This window comes from Nocardia sp. NPDC004340 (assembly GCF_053602575.1).
In genome coordinates this window covers 247,410-261,724 of the sequence record NZ_JBSGDW010000009.1, presented here as the reverse complement: position 1 = coordinate 261,724, position 14,315 = coordinate 247,410, and the positions used below count along the sequence as shown (strand labels likewise).

The following is a 14,315-nucleotide window of genomic DNA, read 5'->3' as shown; positions in this document are numbered from 1 at the left end:
GGGAGCGAAGCGGAGGAGCGGAGGAGGGAAGAATCGAGACTTCGGGGCCGTGAACCAGCCCGGAGCGAAGCGGAGGGCAGAATAAGCACTGTGAAGGCATTGCGTCGATTCACCGTTCGTGCACATTTGCCGGAGCGGTTGGCTGCTCTTACCGAGTTGGCGACCAATCTGCGCTGGTCCTGGCATGGGCCTACACAGGACGTATTCGCGGAGCTGGATCCCGGGCTGTGGGTCGAGGTCGGGAACGATCCGGTGCGGATGCTGGGTGAGGTGCCGGCCGAACGGCTCGACGAGCTGGCCGCGGACGAGGCGTACACGCGGCGTGTGGATGCCGCTGCCGAGGACCTTCGTGACTACCTGGCCAGGCCCCGCTGGTTCCAGAAGCAGCAGAGCGGGCCGCGCGGGATCGCCTACTTCTCGATGGAGTTCGGCGTCACCGAGGTCCTGCCCAACTACTCGGGCGGGCTCGGGATTCTGGCGGGCGACCACCTCAAGGCCGCCTCCGATCTGGGGCTGCCGCTGATCGGCGTCGGATTGCTGTACCGCTCCGGCTATTTCCGGCAGTCGCTGACCGCCGACGGCTGGCAGGCCGAGCACTATCCGGCGCTGGACCCCATGGGCCTGCCGCTGCGGCTGCTCACCGACGGCGACTCCGGCGCGCCCGTGCTCATCCACGTGTCGATGCCGGAAGGCCGGGTGCTGCGCGCCCGGGTGTGGATCGCCCAGGTCGGCCGGATTCCGCTGCTGCTGCTCGACTCCGACATCGCCGAGAACGATCCGGAACTGCGGGCCGTCACCGACCGCCTCTACGGCGGCGACCAGGACCACCGCATCAAACAGGAGATCCTGGCCGGGATCGGCGGCGTGCGCGCGGTGCGCGCCTACACCCGCGCCAACGGCCTGCCCGATCCGGACGTCTTCCACATGAACGAGGGCCACGCCGGTTTCCTCGGCATCGAACGCATCCGCGAATTCATGGTCGCCGGAATGGATTTCGACACCGCGCTGACCGCGGTCCGGGCGGGCACCGTCTTCACCACCCACACCCCGGTGCCGGCGGGAATCGACCGTTTCGCGAGCGCGCTGGTGCGCCGCTACTTCGGCGGTGCGCACGGTGAGCGCGAATCCCCGGTGCTGCCGGGCGTTTCGGTGGACCGGATCCTCGCCATGGGCCGCGAGGCCGATCCGTCGGTGTTCAACATGGCCCACCTGGGCCTGCGGCTCGCCCAGCGCGCCAACGGCGTGTCGAAGCTGCACGGCGAGGTCAGCCGCGCCATGTTCGCGCCGCTGTGGCCGGGCTTCGACGCCGCCGAGGTGCCGATCGGCTCGATCACCAACGGCGTGCACGCCCCCACCTGGGCCGCGCGCGAATGGATCGACAAGGCCCGTGAGCTGATCGGCGACGAACTGGTCGAGGAGGCCCGCGGCTGGGAACAGCTCTGTGACGTGGACCTGCGGGAACTGTGGTCCACCCGCAATGCCCTGCGCGGCGTGCTGGTCGACGAGGTGCGCCGCCGGTTGCGCGCGTCCTGGCTCGACCGCGGCGCCGCCCCGGCCGAACTCGGCTGGGTCGACGAGGTTTTCGACCCGCGCGTGCTGACCGTCGGTTTCGCCCGCCGCGTCCCCACTTACAAGCGGCTCACCCTCATGCTGCGCGACCCGGACCGGCTGCGGGCCATGCTGCTCGATCCGGAACGCCCGGTGCAGCTGGTGGTGGCGGGCAAATCCCATCCGGCCGACGAGGGCGGCAAGGCGCTGATCCAGCAGATCGTCCGGTTCGCCGACGATCCGGCGGTGCGGCACCGCATCGTTTTCCTGCCCGACTACGACATCTCCATGGCCCGCTACCTGTACTGGGGTTGCGATGTCTGGCTCAACAATCCGCTGCGCCCGCTCGAGGCGTGCGGCACCTCCGGCATGAAGTCCGCCCTCAACGGCGGCCTCAACCTGTCCATCAAGGACGGCTGGTGGGACGAGATGTGCGACGGCGAGAACGGCTGGTCCATCCCGACCGCCGACGGCGTCCGCGACGAGCACCGCCGCGACGACCTCGAGGCGTCCGCGCTCTACGAACTGCTGGAACGCGCTGTGCTGCCGCGCTTCTACGACCGCGACCACGACGACCTGCCGGTGCGCTGGATGGAGATGGTCCGCCACACCCTGCGGACCCTGGGCCCGAAGGTGCTGGCCTCGCGCATGGTCCGCGACTACGCGGTCGACTACTACGCGCCCGCCGCCGCGGCCTTCGGCGCGGTGTCGGCCGACGACTTCAAGGGCGCGCAGGACCTGTCGGGGTACCGCCGCCGCATCGAATCCGCCTGGCCCACCGTGAAAGTCCTGCAGGTGGACAGTGCCGGGCTGCCCGACATCCCGGTGATCGGCGCGGAACTGGACCTGCGGGCCCGCATCGACCTCGGCGGCCTGACCCCCGCCGACGTCAGCGTGCAGGCGGTTCTGGGCCGGGTCTCACCCAGCGACGACCTCACCGATGTCCACAGCTTCACCATGCTGCACGCCGGAAACGATTCCGGCGCCGACGTTTTCACCATCCGGACGCCGGTGCCGATCTCCGGTGCGGTCGGCTACACCATCCGCATCCTGCCGCACCATTCGCTGCTGGCCTCGGACGCGGAACTGGGCCTGATCGCCTCGCCCAGCCCGTAGTCGCGCTCAGGCGGGCGCGATCAGCGTCCGTTTGAGAATCTTCCCGGTCGTATTGCGCGGCAATGCCTCCAGGAAGGTGACGTCGCGCGGCACCGAGAAGCGGCTCACCCGGTGCCGGATGTAGTTGCGCACCATCTCCGAGTCCAGCCCCGAGCCGGGCCGCGGCACCACGAAAGCCGCCAGGCGCTGGCCGAATTCATGGTCCGGCACGCCCACCACCGCCACCTCGCTCACCTGCGGCAGATGCGACAGCGCCTCCTCCACCGCGCGCGGGAAGACGTTCTCGCCGCCGGAGATGATCATCTCGTCGTCGCGCCCGGCCACGAACAGCCTGCCGGAGGCGTCGAGATAGCCGACATCGCCGGTGTCGAGCATGCCGTCGGCCTCGTCGGGCGGGGTGGCGTCGGTGTAGCCGTCGAAGAGCATGTGATTGCCGACGAAGATCCGGCCCGTCGCGCCCACCGGCACCGGGCGCCGATCCGGGCCCAGCACCGCCAGTTTCGTGCCCAGCGGCGGCCGGCCCGCGGTGGTGGGGGACACCCGCAGATCCGCGGGGTCGGCGATGGACGCCCACGACACCTCGGTGGAGCCGTACACGTTGTAGAGGATGTCGCCGAAGGTGTCGAGGAAACGCAGCACCGTTGCGCCGTCCAGCGGCGCACCGCAACTGGCCACGATGCGCAGGCTCGACAGGTCGTAGCGGGCGCGCACCGCTTCGGGCAGATCCAGGATCCGATTCACCATGATCGGTACCACCACCAGGGCCGTGACCTTGTGCTCGGCTACCCGGCGCAGCGTGTCCTCGGCGTCGAAATGGTCGCCCAGCAGCACCGTCGCCCGTACGGCCGTCGACATCTGCAGCGCCCCGAGCCCCCAGGTGTGGAACAGCGGGGCCGGAATGAACATGGTCTCGTTGGTGCCGAACGGGATTCGCGACAGCAGCGCGGCCACGGTCCCGAATCCCTTGGGGTGCGGGCGCCGCGCGCCCTTGGGCGTCCCGCTGGTGCCGGAGGTCAGCACCACCAGTCGGCCCGGGCGCGGAGCCTTGCGCGGCGGATCCTGGCGCATGGCGATCAGGTCCTCGATGCTGGTGCGGCCCGCGTCCGGCGGCGCGTCGTCGGCGGTGAAGCGGGGGATGTCGGCGGGCACGTGGCGCACCAGATCCTCGAACTCGGTGTCGGAGAACAGTGCCGAGAGCCGGTGCCGCTGCACGATCTCCTCGATCTGCCGCGCGGGCAGCCCGGTATTGAGCAGTACCGCGTCCGCGCCCGACTTGCCCGCCGCCACCATGCACTCGACCATGCCGGTGTGATTGCGGCACAGCAGCCCGATCGACGTACCGGGGCCGAAGCCGAGCGAGGTGAACGCGCCCGCGAGTGCGCTACTGCGCGCGTGCAATTGGTCGAAGGTGCTCGAGTACCGGTCGTCGATCACCGCCGCCCGGCGCGGGGAGTGCGCGGCCGCCGCCGCGTATCCGCCGCCCAGGCTGAACCCCCACTTGGCCAGGCCGCCGATCTGTCGCAGGCCCACATCGGGGCGATAGGTGCGCACCACGCCGGAGCTCACCATCTGCCGGACCACCCCGGCCTGCAACTTCATTCGCGAATCCTCGGCATTGACGATGCGGGCCGTCGGCGCGCCCTGGATCAGCTCGGCGACCCGTTCGAGCCCCGCCACCGTCCAGGTCACCACCGCGTGGTTCGGCAACCGGGTGAGCAGTGGATGCACGTGCGTGGCCTTGAAATAGGTGACGTAGACGCGGGTGTGCCCGCTGTCGCCGCGCAGCCGGATCGTCGCGAAGCTGCCGTGCTCGGGGTGATGCAGCTCGAAGCCCTCACCGGCGCGGGTGATGTGCAGCTGGACCCGCACCACGCGGATCTCGGTATCCGCGCCGCCGACCCGGAAATTCCACGCGGGGTGCGTATCGACGGTGTCGGCGGGCTCGCAGGCGCCGATTCCAGGAAATAGCCGGGGGTAGGTCTGCGGATCGATCAGGACGTCCCAGAGCGCTTGGCGGTCGATCGCGAACTCCGCGACCGCGTCGATGACTTCGGTAACCACTGGCGTACAACTTCTGCCTGGCCGGTTCCCCTGATCAACCCCGGCGGATTACGTATTTGTAACGTCCCAGACAATGGCGGTCAAGGATCTCTAATTACCGGCCGGTAATCAGTTTATTTGCGGATCAATTGCGCTGGTGATGCCCGGAAACCAACGCTCTGGCAGGTGGGATTGCCCACAGTTCGCCGGGGTGGTGAGCGAACCGACCCGTCCGACCAACTAGCGTGACCAGCAGCCTTTGTCCTCCGGCCGACTGGAGATCCCCACCTATGAGCACCGACGTCCTCACGCGCACCAAGGGGCGCGTCGACCGGTACTTCGGCATCAGCGAACACGGTTCCACCCTCAGGCGCGAGCTGATGGCCGGCACCGTCACCTTCCTGGCCATGTCCTACGTGCTCGCGGTGAACCCGCGCATCCTCGGCGACGGCCCCGGCGGCGATCTCCACGACAAGGGCATGCCGGTCCAGGCCGTCTTCACCGCGACCGCGGTCGCCGCTATCTTCGGCACCCTGGTCATGGGCCTGTGGGCCAAGTATCCGGTCGCACTCGCGCCGGGCATGGGCCTCAACGCCTTCTTCGCCTACACCGTCGTGCTGCACATGGGCATTCCGTGGCAGGAGGCGCTGTCGGGCACCTTCCTGTCCGGCGTCATCTTCTTCATCCTCGCGGTGACCAAGGTGCGCGAGAAGATCATCGAAGCCATCCCCATGCAGATGAAACTCGCGGTCGGCGCGGGCATCGGCATGTTCGTGGCCTTCCTCGGCCTCAAGAGCGCAGGGATCGTCACCTCCGATCCGAACACCTTCGTGCACCTGGGCAACTTCCACCACGGCACCACCCTGCTGGCGCTGTTCGGCCTCGTCGCGACGGTCGTCTTCCTGGTGCTCGGCTGGCACGGCGCGGTGCTCTACGGCATCCTCGCCACCACCGTGGTCGGCATGGTGACCGGCCTGGTGAAGCTGCCGGACTCGGTGGCCGCGCTGCCGCACGGACTGGATCAGACCTTCGGCCAGGCCATCATCCACCTGCCGGGCGCGTTCACCGGGCAGATGGTGGTGGTCGTGCTGACCATGCTGTTCGTCGACTTCTTCGACGCCTCCGGCACCCTGATCGGCGTCGCCAACCAGGCCGGGCTGCTGGGCAAGGACGGCAAGCTGGAACGCGCCGGGCAGGCCCTGGCCGCGGACTCGGTCGGCACCGCCGCGGGCGCGGTGATCGGCACCTCGAGCACCACCGCCTACGTGGAATCCACGGCGGGCGTCTCGGCGGGCGGCCGCACGGGCCTGACCGCGGTCGCCACCGCGGGCTGGTTCCTGATCGCGCTGTTCTTCTTCCCGATCTTCGCGGTGTTCGCCGACGTCTCGGCGGTGACCGCGCCCGCGCTCATCGTGGTCGGCGTGCTGATGGCCCGGGCGCTGGGTGAGATCGAGTGGAACAAGCTCGAATTCGCGGTGCCCGCCTTCATCACCGTGATCATCATGCCGCTGACCTACTCCATCGCCAACGGCATCGCCATGGGCCTGCTGTTCTATCCGATCGTCATGATCGCGAAACGGCGTGCGCGCGAGGTGCATCCGATCATGTGGGTGCTGATGGCGGTGTTCCTCTACTACTTCTGGTTCCTGGCCGAGTAGGGGAAGCAACTCGATCCAAGTTTTCGGGCGCGAGGCGGAATAGCCTCGCGCCCGCTCTCGTTGGGGACCTGCTGTAGGCTCCGAAACGGACCACGGTCCGGATGGATTGCCGGAGTAACGTATAGACCCGAAGGATGAGGACCCGCCATGACCGCAACCGTGAACGCCACCACCTCCAAGGCCCCGACCGGCACCGACATCGGCCTCGCTATCGTGCGGGTGAGCGTCGGTGGCCTGCTGGCCGTGCACGGTAGTCAGAAGCTGTTCGGCTGGTTCAACGGCTACGGCCTGGACGCCACCGCGGGCGCGTTCGCGAAAATGGGCTACGACCCGGGCAAGTTCTTCGCCACCCTGGCCGGGCTGAGCGAGGTGGTCGGCGGTCTGCTGCTGGCGCTGGGCTTGGTGACGCCCCTGGCCGCGGCCATCGTGCTGGGCACCATGATCAATGCGCTGAACGTCACCTGGAGCGGCGGCTTCGCGAGGTGGGAGCTGCCCGCGGTCTACGCCCTCGTGGCGATCGCCTTCGCGTTCTCGGGCCCGGGGCGGATCTCGCTCGACGCCGGCCGTCCGTGGCAGCGTCAGGGCCTGGCCTGGAGTGCCGGCGCGATCGCGCTCGGCGTCGTGGCCGCGCTCATCACCCTTGCGGTGAAGTAGCGAAACCCGATCGGAAAGTTTCGGGTCCCCGCGCCGCGTGCAGGGCTTGGCGCGGGGACTACGGACACGTCCGATGTGGGAATTGGGGGTTCACCGGAGTATCGAAATCCAATTTACTTCTGCCCGGAAGTAGGAGCTACTCCTGTGAGGGTTCTCACAGGTCATTTCAATTGTGCGACACTATTTGTCAGTCGTTCGAGAGCTTTTGTCACAACTTGGGGATCGGATGTTTCCCAATAAGGTGGTAAAGATGCTCGGAGATAACCGCCATAGCGTGCCGTCGCAAGTCGAGAATCGAGAATTGCGATAACGCCGCGATCGTCCACACTGCGCAGCAGGCGGCCCGTGCCCTGTGCCAGCAGCAGCGCCGCATGATTCGCCGCGATCGACAGAAAGCCATTGCCACCTCGGGATTCGACCGCCCGCTGGCGGGCCACCAGCAGCGGGTCGTCCGGGCGCGGGAACGGAATGCGGTCCAGGATCACCAGACTCAGCGACGGCCCCGGGACATCCACGCCCTGCCATAGCGAAAGTGTTCCGAACAGTGAGGTTTCCGGGTCGTCGGCGAATTTCCGGACAAGTGCGCCGGTCGCGTCGTCACCTTGACACAACACGGGCGTATCGAGCCGTTCACGCAGAATCTCGGTGGCCGCCTTGGCCGCTCGCATCGACGAGAAAAGCCCGAGCGTGCGCCCGCCCGCCGCGCGAATGAGACGTTCGATCTCGTCCAGGTAGGACTGCGGCAGCCCGTCCCGGCCCGGCGCGGGCAGATGCTTTGCCACATACAGGATTCCGGACTTTGCGTGATCGAACGGCGAACCCACGTCCACCGCATTCCAGCGCAGCGCTTTCTCGTCCGAGGGGGCCTCGGCGCCGTTGGCCAGCGCCGGATCCACCACCGCCGACGACTGCGGCGGCAGCCCCCAGGTCACCGCCAGATTGTCGAAGGAACCACCGATCTGCAGCGTCGCCGAGGCCAGCACCACGGTGGCGGTGCCGAACAGACGGCTGCGCAGCAGACCGCCCACCGACAGCGGGGCCATCTGCAGGGTCCGGCGCGGCACCCCGCGGAGCTCCTCCGAGGACAGCCAGACCACATCGCGGTGCGCGGCCGGATCGGCCTCCTCGAAGGTGGTCAGCACCCGGACCGCGGCGTCGTGCACCTCCTCCACTGCCGCCAGCGCCTGATTGCGGGCCGCCGCCGACTCCGGATCGGCGGCCTGGCCGCCCTGCGGGGCCAGCGCGGTGCGGGCGTTCCAGGCCGCGTCGCGGATCAGCGCGAGCACCGGGGCCGCGCCATCGGGCATCCGGTCCCAGCGGCCGGGCTGCAGGTCGTCGAGCAGGCCGTGCCAGGCCTCGGCCGCGCCCTCGAGCCGGTCCACTTCCTGTTCGTCGATGAGCTTGGAGCAGCGTTTGGCGGCGGCGCTGATGCCGCCGGTGGACAGTTCGGCGGTGGCCACGCCGGTCACCCGGTCCACCAGCTCGTGCGCTTCGTCCACGACCACCACGTCGTGTTCGGGCAGCACCTGGATGCCGCTGATGGCGTCGATGGCGAGCAGCGCGTGGTTGGTCACCACCACATCGGCCTGGGCGGATTCGGCGCGCGCCTTCTCCGCGAAGCAGTCCTGGCCGAACGCGCAGCGGGACTTGCCCACGCATTCGCGGGAGCTGACGCTCACCTGCCGCCACGCGCGATCGGTGACGCCGGGGGTGAGCTCGTCGCGGTCGCCGTTCTCGGTGTCGGAGACCCATTCGTTGAGGCGCTGGACCTCGCGGCCCAGCTTCGAGATGGCGAACGCGTCGAACAGTTCCTGTTCCGGCTCGTCCGGAATCGCACTGTTGATCTTGTTCAGGCACAGATAGTTGTTGCGGCCCTTGAGAATCGCGAACTGCGGCACGCGACCCAGATCCGACGCGAGTGCGTCGGCCAGGCGCGGGAGGTCGCGATCCACCAGCTGACGCTGCAGGGCGATGGTCGCCGTCGACACCACGACGGTCCGGCCCGTCCGCACCGCGTGGCGCAGACTCGGCACCAGATAGGCGAGGGACTTTCCGGTACCGGTCCCGGCCTGGACAGCCAGGTGTTCACCGGTGTCGATGGCGTGCGCGACCGCCGCGGCCATGGTCTGCTGCCCCTTGCGTTCCTTACCTCCCAACGCCTGTACAGCGGTGGCCAGGAGCTTGGGAACGGCAGGCAGTTCGGGCACGCGACGAGATTACTGCCCGCTGCCGACAACCCTCGCGCAAACCTCGGCGGGCCGTCCGGCAGGACCGATTTCCGCCGACGACCAGGCGGGTTACTCCAGCGTCCCGGCCAGTTCCACACCCGACTCGCGCAGTGTCTTCAGCGCGGTGGACAGGGTGTCGGGGGAGACGGCGGCGGTGAGGCCGAGCAGGACCCGGGTGTCGAAGCCCGCCGCGCGGGCGTCCAGGGCCGTCGCGCGGACGCAGTGGTCGGTCGCGATGCCGCAGACGTCGACGGCGTCGATGCCGCGGTCGCGCAGCCAGGCGTCGAGGGCGGTGTCGCCGTCGGTGGCCGTGCCCTCGAATCCGGAGTACGCGGCGGTGTAGGCGCCCTTGGAGAAGATCTCCTGGATCGCGGTGGTGTCGAAGGCGGGGTGGAAGTCCGCGCCGGGGGTGCCGACACGGCAGTGCGGCGGCCAGGTGTCGACGTAGTCGGGCTGCGTGGAGAAGTGCGCGCCCGGGTCGATGTGGAAGTCGCGGGTGGCGACGATCGCGGTGTAATCGGAGACGCCCAGGTATTCGGTGATGCGTTCGGCCACGGCCGCGCCGCCCGCCACGGCCAGCGAGCCGCCCTCGCAGAAGTCGTTCTGGACGTCGACGACGATCAGGGCTCGGCTCATGGACTGCCTCCGGGGGCCTGGGCGAACCACAGTGGTTCGGGTCTCGTACTGCATTGTGCCGCTCGGCGGTCAGCCCTGGAAGGTCGTCGGGATCGCCGGTTCGCCCGCCGACAGCTTCAGGCCCTCCCACGGAAGACTGATCAGGCCCTTCGCGACCAGTTCGCGGCTCTGGGCCAGGGTCGGCAGGCCGGGGAGCACCTCGCCGTCGCGGACCAGGGGGACCTGGAGGTCGCGGACCTCGAAGCGGTCGGACTCGGGGCGGTCCGAGACGGCAGGGTAGACGATCTCCTCGACCACGGTGCCGGTGTCGCGGGACAGGCGCACGGCGCGCTTGGTGCCGCCGCGAGACTCCTTGTGGGAGCTGCGTTTCGCGACCGGGACGCCCTCCACCTCGACCAGCTTGTAGACCATGCCCGCGGTGGGCGCGCCCGAGCCGGTGACCAGCGAGGTGCCGACGCCGTAGACGTCGACCGGTTCGGCGCGCAGCGCGGCGATGGCGTACTCGTCCAGGTCACCGGACACCACGATGCGGGTGCGGATGGCGCCCAGGGCGTCCAGCTGTTCGCGCACCTGCCGGGCGAGCACGCCCAGATCGCCGGAATCGATACGCACCCCGCCCAATTCGGGTCCCGCCACCTCGATGGCGGTGGCCACGCCGCGGGTGATGTCGAAGGTGTCCACCAGCAGCGTGGTGCCCACGCCCAGGGCCTCGACCTGGCTGCGGAAGGCCGCCGCCTCGTGCGCGCCGTCGCGGCCGCTGTGCAACAGGGTGAAGGCGTGCGCGCTGGTCCCGGCGCTGGGCACCCCGAAGCTGCGGGCCGCCTCCAGGTTGGAGGTGGCGTCGAAGCCGGCCAGGTAGGCGGCGCGGGCGCTGGCGGGGGCGGCGAGTTCGTGGGTTCGGCGCGAACCCATTTCGATCATGCGGCGGCCCCCGGCGGCGCTGACCATGCGGGCGGCCGCGGCGGCGATGGCGCTGTCGTGGTTGTAGATGGACAGGATCAGGGTTTCCAGCAGTACGCATTCGGCGAAGGTGCCGCGCACGGTGACGATGGGGGAGCCGGGGAAGAACAGCTCGCCCTCGCGATAACCGTCGATCCGGCCGCGGAAGCGGTAGTCGCGCAACCACTCCAGGGTGCGATCGTCGAGGAACTTGGCGGCGACCGCGAGTTCGGGCTCCCCGAAACGGAATTCGTCCAGGGCGGCCAGCAAACGCCCGATCCCCGCGACCACGCCGTAACGACGACCGTTCGGCAATCGCCGAGCGAACACTTCGAAGGTGCACTGCCGCTGCGCCGAATCGTCGGCCAGCGCCGCCGCCAGCATGGTGAGCTCGTACTGGTCGGTCAGCAAGGCAGTACTGGTCAGTCCGTCAGCGATCATCACGATCCCCACTGTAGGCACACCCCGGCGCGCCTCCCGGACTCCGCGCCGCGCCGGGCGTCGATGCCACGCCCCCGCCGGGGCGGCGTGTCGGCTGGGCTGTTGTTTCGTTGCGGTCGAGTCGTACCCTGGTTGTTATGGGTCTGTGTGAAGAAGACGTTGTCGAGATGACCGCCGGTTCGGTGGGCGTCGGCGCGACACTGTCGTCGGCACAGGCGACACCGGAGGCCATTGAACATTCCGAGATTCTGGAAGCAGAGGATCGGCCCTGGGTCACCGTCGTATGGGACGATCCGGTCAATCTCATGCACTACGTGACCTACATTTTCCAGAAGCTCTTCGGCTACAGCAAAGGTAAGGCAACCGAGCTGATGCTGAAGGTCCACAACGATGGCAAGGCCGTGGTGTCCGCCGGTTCGCGCGACAAGATGGAGCACGACGTCCAACGGCTGCACGCCGCCGGGCTGTGGGCGACCATGCAACGTGACGAGTGAACAAGGCGACTACGGTGAACCCGTGCGGAAGTGGAGCAGAAAGAACTCCCTGGGCGGGCTGAAGCTGCGTTCGGAAATGGACGCCCACGAGGCGGACGTCCTGCGTTCCCTGGTCGGCGCGGTCACCGGACTGCTCGTCGACCGGGCCGAATCGGCCCCCGAGGACGATCTCGCGGCGCTGACCGGGCTACAGCTGGGCAACTCGACCCCGCCCGCCGACCCGCGGCTGGCGCGGCTGCTGCCGGACTTCCACCGCCCCGAACCCGGTTCCCCCGACGCCGAGCGCGCCGACCTGAACAGCGCCCTGCGCAGCCTGCACGAGCCGGAGATCATCGAATCCAAGGTGGCCGCGGGCCGGGTCGTCCTGGACACGCTGCCCCCGCAGGGCGGCCGTATCGTCATCAACCCCGAGCAGGCCGACGCCTGGCTCACCGCCCTCAACGACGTCCGCCTGGCCCTGGGCACGGCCCTCGACATCGACGCCGACACGCCCGAGCATTTCCCGGATGACGACCCCCGCGGCCCGAGCCTCGAGGTCTACCACTGGCTCACCTGGATGCAGGACTCGCTGATCCAGGCGCTGGCCCCGTAGCGCGCCCGCCGACGCTAGCGTGGGCACCGAGCCGGACCCGGTCACCGAGGAGGAGTGCCGTGAACAGTATTGCGGGACCACGTAATTCGATCACCGACGTCGGCGGGGTGCTGGTCGGGCACCACAGCCTCCTGGATCCGAACGCCACTCTCGGCGAGGGCGCGGCCACCGGCTGCACGGTGGTGCGTGTGCCGGGCGGCGCGGTCGCCGCGGTGGACGTGCGCGGCGGCGGCCCCGGCACCCGCGAGACCGACCTGCTGGATCCGGGAAACACTGTGCGGCAGGCGAATGCGATCCTGCTCACCGGGGGCAGCGCCTACGGCCTGGCCGCGGCCGACGGGGTCATGCGCTGGCTGGAGGAGCATCGGGAGGGCATTCCGATGGATCCCACCGATCCCTCGCGTGTGGTGCCCATCGTGCCCGGGGCGGTCATCTTCGATCTGCCGGTGGGCGCGTGGAACATCCGGCCCGACGCCGACGCCGGATTCCTCGCCGCCGACGCCGCGGGGGAAGAGTTCGCGCGCGGTACGGCCGGTGCGGGCGTGGGCGCGCGGGCGGGGTCGATCAAGGGCGGAATCGGCACGGCCAGTGTACGTTTCGCGGAAGGCCCGGCCGCGGGCATCACGGTGGGCGCGGTGATCGTGGCCAATCCGGTCGGCTCGGTGTTCGATCCGCGCACCGGGCTCCCGTGGGGTGCGGGCACCGACGGTCCCGAGTTCTTCGGCTTGCACGCGCCCACCGCCGCGCAGCTGACCGCCGCCAACGCGCTGGCGGTGAAGGGCACCGTGCTCAACACCACGATCGGCGTGGTCGCCACCGACGCGGCGCTGGATCCGGCGGCCTGCCGCCGGCTGGCCACCACCGCGCACGACGGCCTGGCCCGGGCCATCCGGCCCGCGCATTCCCCGCTGGACGGCGACACCCTGTTCGCGCTGGCCACCGGGACCGCCGAGCAGCAGCCGAATTTCCCACTGCCCCCGGCCTTTCCCGCGGATCTGCTGATCGTGGACCAGCTGTGCACGGCGGCCGCGGTGTGCGTGGAGCGGGCGATCGTGGACGCGATCCTGTCCGCGACGGCGGTGGCGGGCATCCCGACCTACCGCGACCTGTTCGGCGATTGAGACGACCCGGGCGCGAGGGTGACCGGCCGCCCCGGGAATACCGGCATATTCTCACCTGTTGACGGGAGCGTTTCGGCCGTTCGGCCGGGTGCTTCGGGCGTGAACGGAAGGATGCGACGGTGCTGGTGATCAGGGCGGACCTGGTGGAGGCGATGGTCGCGCATGCGCGCGCCGACCACCCCGACGAGGCCTGCGGCATCCTGGCCGGTCCCGAGGGCTCCGATCGCCCCGAGCGGTTCGTGCCGATGATCAATGCCGCCCGCTCGCCCACCTTCTACGAGTTCGATTCCGACGAGCACCTGCGCCTGTGGCGGGAGCTGGACGCGGCCGACGAGGAGCCGGTGGTGATCTACCACTCGCACACCGCGACCGAGGCCTACCCGAGCCGCACCGATGTGTCCTTCGCCTCCGAACCCCATGCCCACTACGTGCTGGTCTCCACCCGGGATCCGCACGAGCACGAGCTGCGCAGCTACCGAATCCTCGACGGTGTCGTCACCGAGGAACCGGTCGAGATCGTCGCCGCCTACCCCGCCTAGCGTCCACCCGGAAACAGAGGAGTCCCCCCAATGTCGGTCACCGTGTCCATCCCGACCATCATGCGCCCGATCACCAAGGGCGAGAAGCGAGTTCAGGCGCAGGGCGCGACCCTGGCCGCCGTCATCGCCGACCTGGAGGCCAACTACCCGGGCCTGGCGGCGAAGCTGCTCGAGGACGGCAAGCTCAAGCGCTACGTCAATGTCTACGTCGACGACGAGGACGTCCGTTTCACCGGCGGCCTGGACGCCGAGGTGCCCGAGGGCGGCTCGGTGACCATCCTGCCCGCGGTCGCCGGCGGGGCGCGCTGA

General features: G+C 69.3%; 12 protein-coding genes. 8 read left to right on the top strand and 4 right to left on the bottom strand.

All coding sequences use genetic code 11. From position 1 onward, the window contains the following. Positions 1-90 precede the first annotated feature (90 nt). Positions 91-2,664, top strand: a complete 2,574-nt coding sequence (glgP, locus tag ACWEOI_RS29575) for an alpha-glucan family phosphorylase (RefSeq protein WP_452361695.1) — start codon at positions 91-93, stop codon at positions 2,662-2,664. Between the two features lie 6 nt (positions 2,665-2,670). Here the strand turns inward: glgP and ACWEOI_RS29570 are convergent, their stop codons facing one another. Beyond that, a complete protein-coding gene (locus ACWEOI_RS29570; protein WP_452361694.1) occupies positions 2,671-4,725 on the bottom strand; it encodes an AMP-binding protein in 2,055 nt (684 codons plus the stop codon). A 269-nt stretch (positions 4,726-4,994) separates the two neighbouring features. On the opposite strand from ACWEOI_RS29570, the gene ACWEOI_RS29565 reads away from it, so the two are divergent. Both ACWEOI_RS29565 and ACWEOI_RS29560 read left to right on the top strand, forming a co-directional pair. Continuing rightward, positions 4,995-6,362, top strand: a complete 1,368-nt coding sequence (locus ACWEOI_RS29565; protein ID WP_433671120.1) for a solute carrier family 23 protein — start codon at positions 4,995-4,997, stop codon at positions 6,360-6,362. A 147-nt stretch (positions 6,363-6,509) separates the two neighbouring features. Beyond that, positions 6,510-7,016 (top strand): DoxX family protein, encoded by a 507-nt coding sequence (locus ACWEOI_RS29560; RefSeq protein ID WP_452361693.1) that lies wholly within the window; start codon positions 6,510-6,512, stop codon positions 7,014-7,016. A gap of 161 nt (positions 7,017-7,177) precedes the next feature. Here ACWEOI_RS29560 and ACWEOI_RS29555 read toward each other — a convergent pair whose 3' ends face one another. The 3 genes from ACWEOI_RS29555 to ACWEOI_RS29545 form a co-directional block, all read right to left on the bottom strand. Next, positions 7,178-9,223 carry an ATP-dependent DNA helicase gene (locus ACWEOI_RS29555; RefSeq protein WP_452361692.1) on the bottom strand — a complete coding sequence of 682 codons (2,046 nt, stop codon included), beginning with the start codon at positions 9,221-9,223 and terminating at the stop codon, positions 7,178-7,180. 90 nt (positions 9,224-9,313) lie between these two features. Then, complete coding sequence (locus ACWEOI_RS29550; protein WP_452361691.1) at positions 9,314-9,880, bottom strand: isochorismatase family protein; 567 nt, start codon at positions 9,878-9,880, stop codon at positions 9,314-9,316. Positions 9,881-9,949: 69 nt separating this feature from the next. Next, complete coding sequence (locus tag ACWEOI_RS29545; protein ID WP_452361706.1) at positions 9,950-11,260, bottom strand: nicotinate phosphoribosyltransferase; 1,311 nt, start codon at positions 11,258-11,260, stop codon at positions 9,950-9,952. Between the two features lie 137 nt (positions 11,261-11,397). Between ACWEOI_RS29545 and clpS the strand changes: the two genes are divergently transcribed. The 5 genes from clpS (at position 11,398) to ACWEOI_RS29520 (ending at position 14,315) form a co-directional block, all read left to right on the top strand. Then, on the top strand, positions 11,398-11,754 hold the full coding sequence (gene clpS, locus ACWEOI_RS29540) for an ATP-dependent Clp protease adapter ClpS (RefSeq protein ID WP_379272701.1): 357 nt from the start codon (positions 11,398-11,400) through the stop codon (positions 11,752-11,754). A gap of 22 nt (positions 11,755-11,776) precedes the next feature. Next, complete coding sequence (aosR, locus tag ACWEOI_RS29535; protein ID WP_379272699.1) at positions 11,777-12,346, top strand: oxidative stress transcriptional regulator AosR; 570 nt, start codon at positions 11,777-11,779, stop codon at positions 12,344-12,346. A 59-nt stretch (positions 12,347-12,405) separates the two neighbouring features. Then, on the top strand, positions 12,406-13,467 hold the full coding sequence (locus tag ACWEOI_RS29530; RefSeq protein ID WP_452361690.1) for a P1 family peptidase: 1,062 nt from the start codon (positions 12,406-12,408) through the stop codon (positions 13,465-13,467). Positions 13,468-13,586: 119 nt separating this feature from the next. Beyond that, complete coding sequence (locus ACWEOI_RS29525) at positions 13,587-14,006, top strand: M67 family metallopeptidase (RefSeq protein ID WP_357098659.1); 420 nt, start codon at positions 13,587-13,589, stop codon at positions 14,004-14,006. 30 nt (positions 14,007-14,036) lie between these two features. Further along, the gene (locus ACWEOI_RS29520) at positions 14,037-14,315 is read left to right on the top strand and encodes a MoaD/ThiS family protein (protein ID WP_433671127.1); all 279 of its coding nucleotides are present in this window, start codon (positions 14,037-14,039) and stop codon (positions 14,313-14,315) included.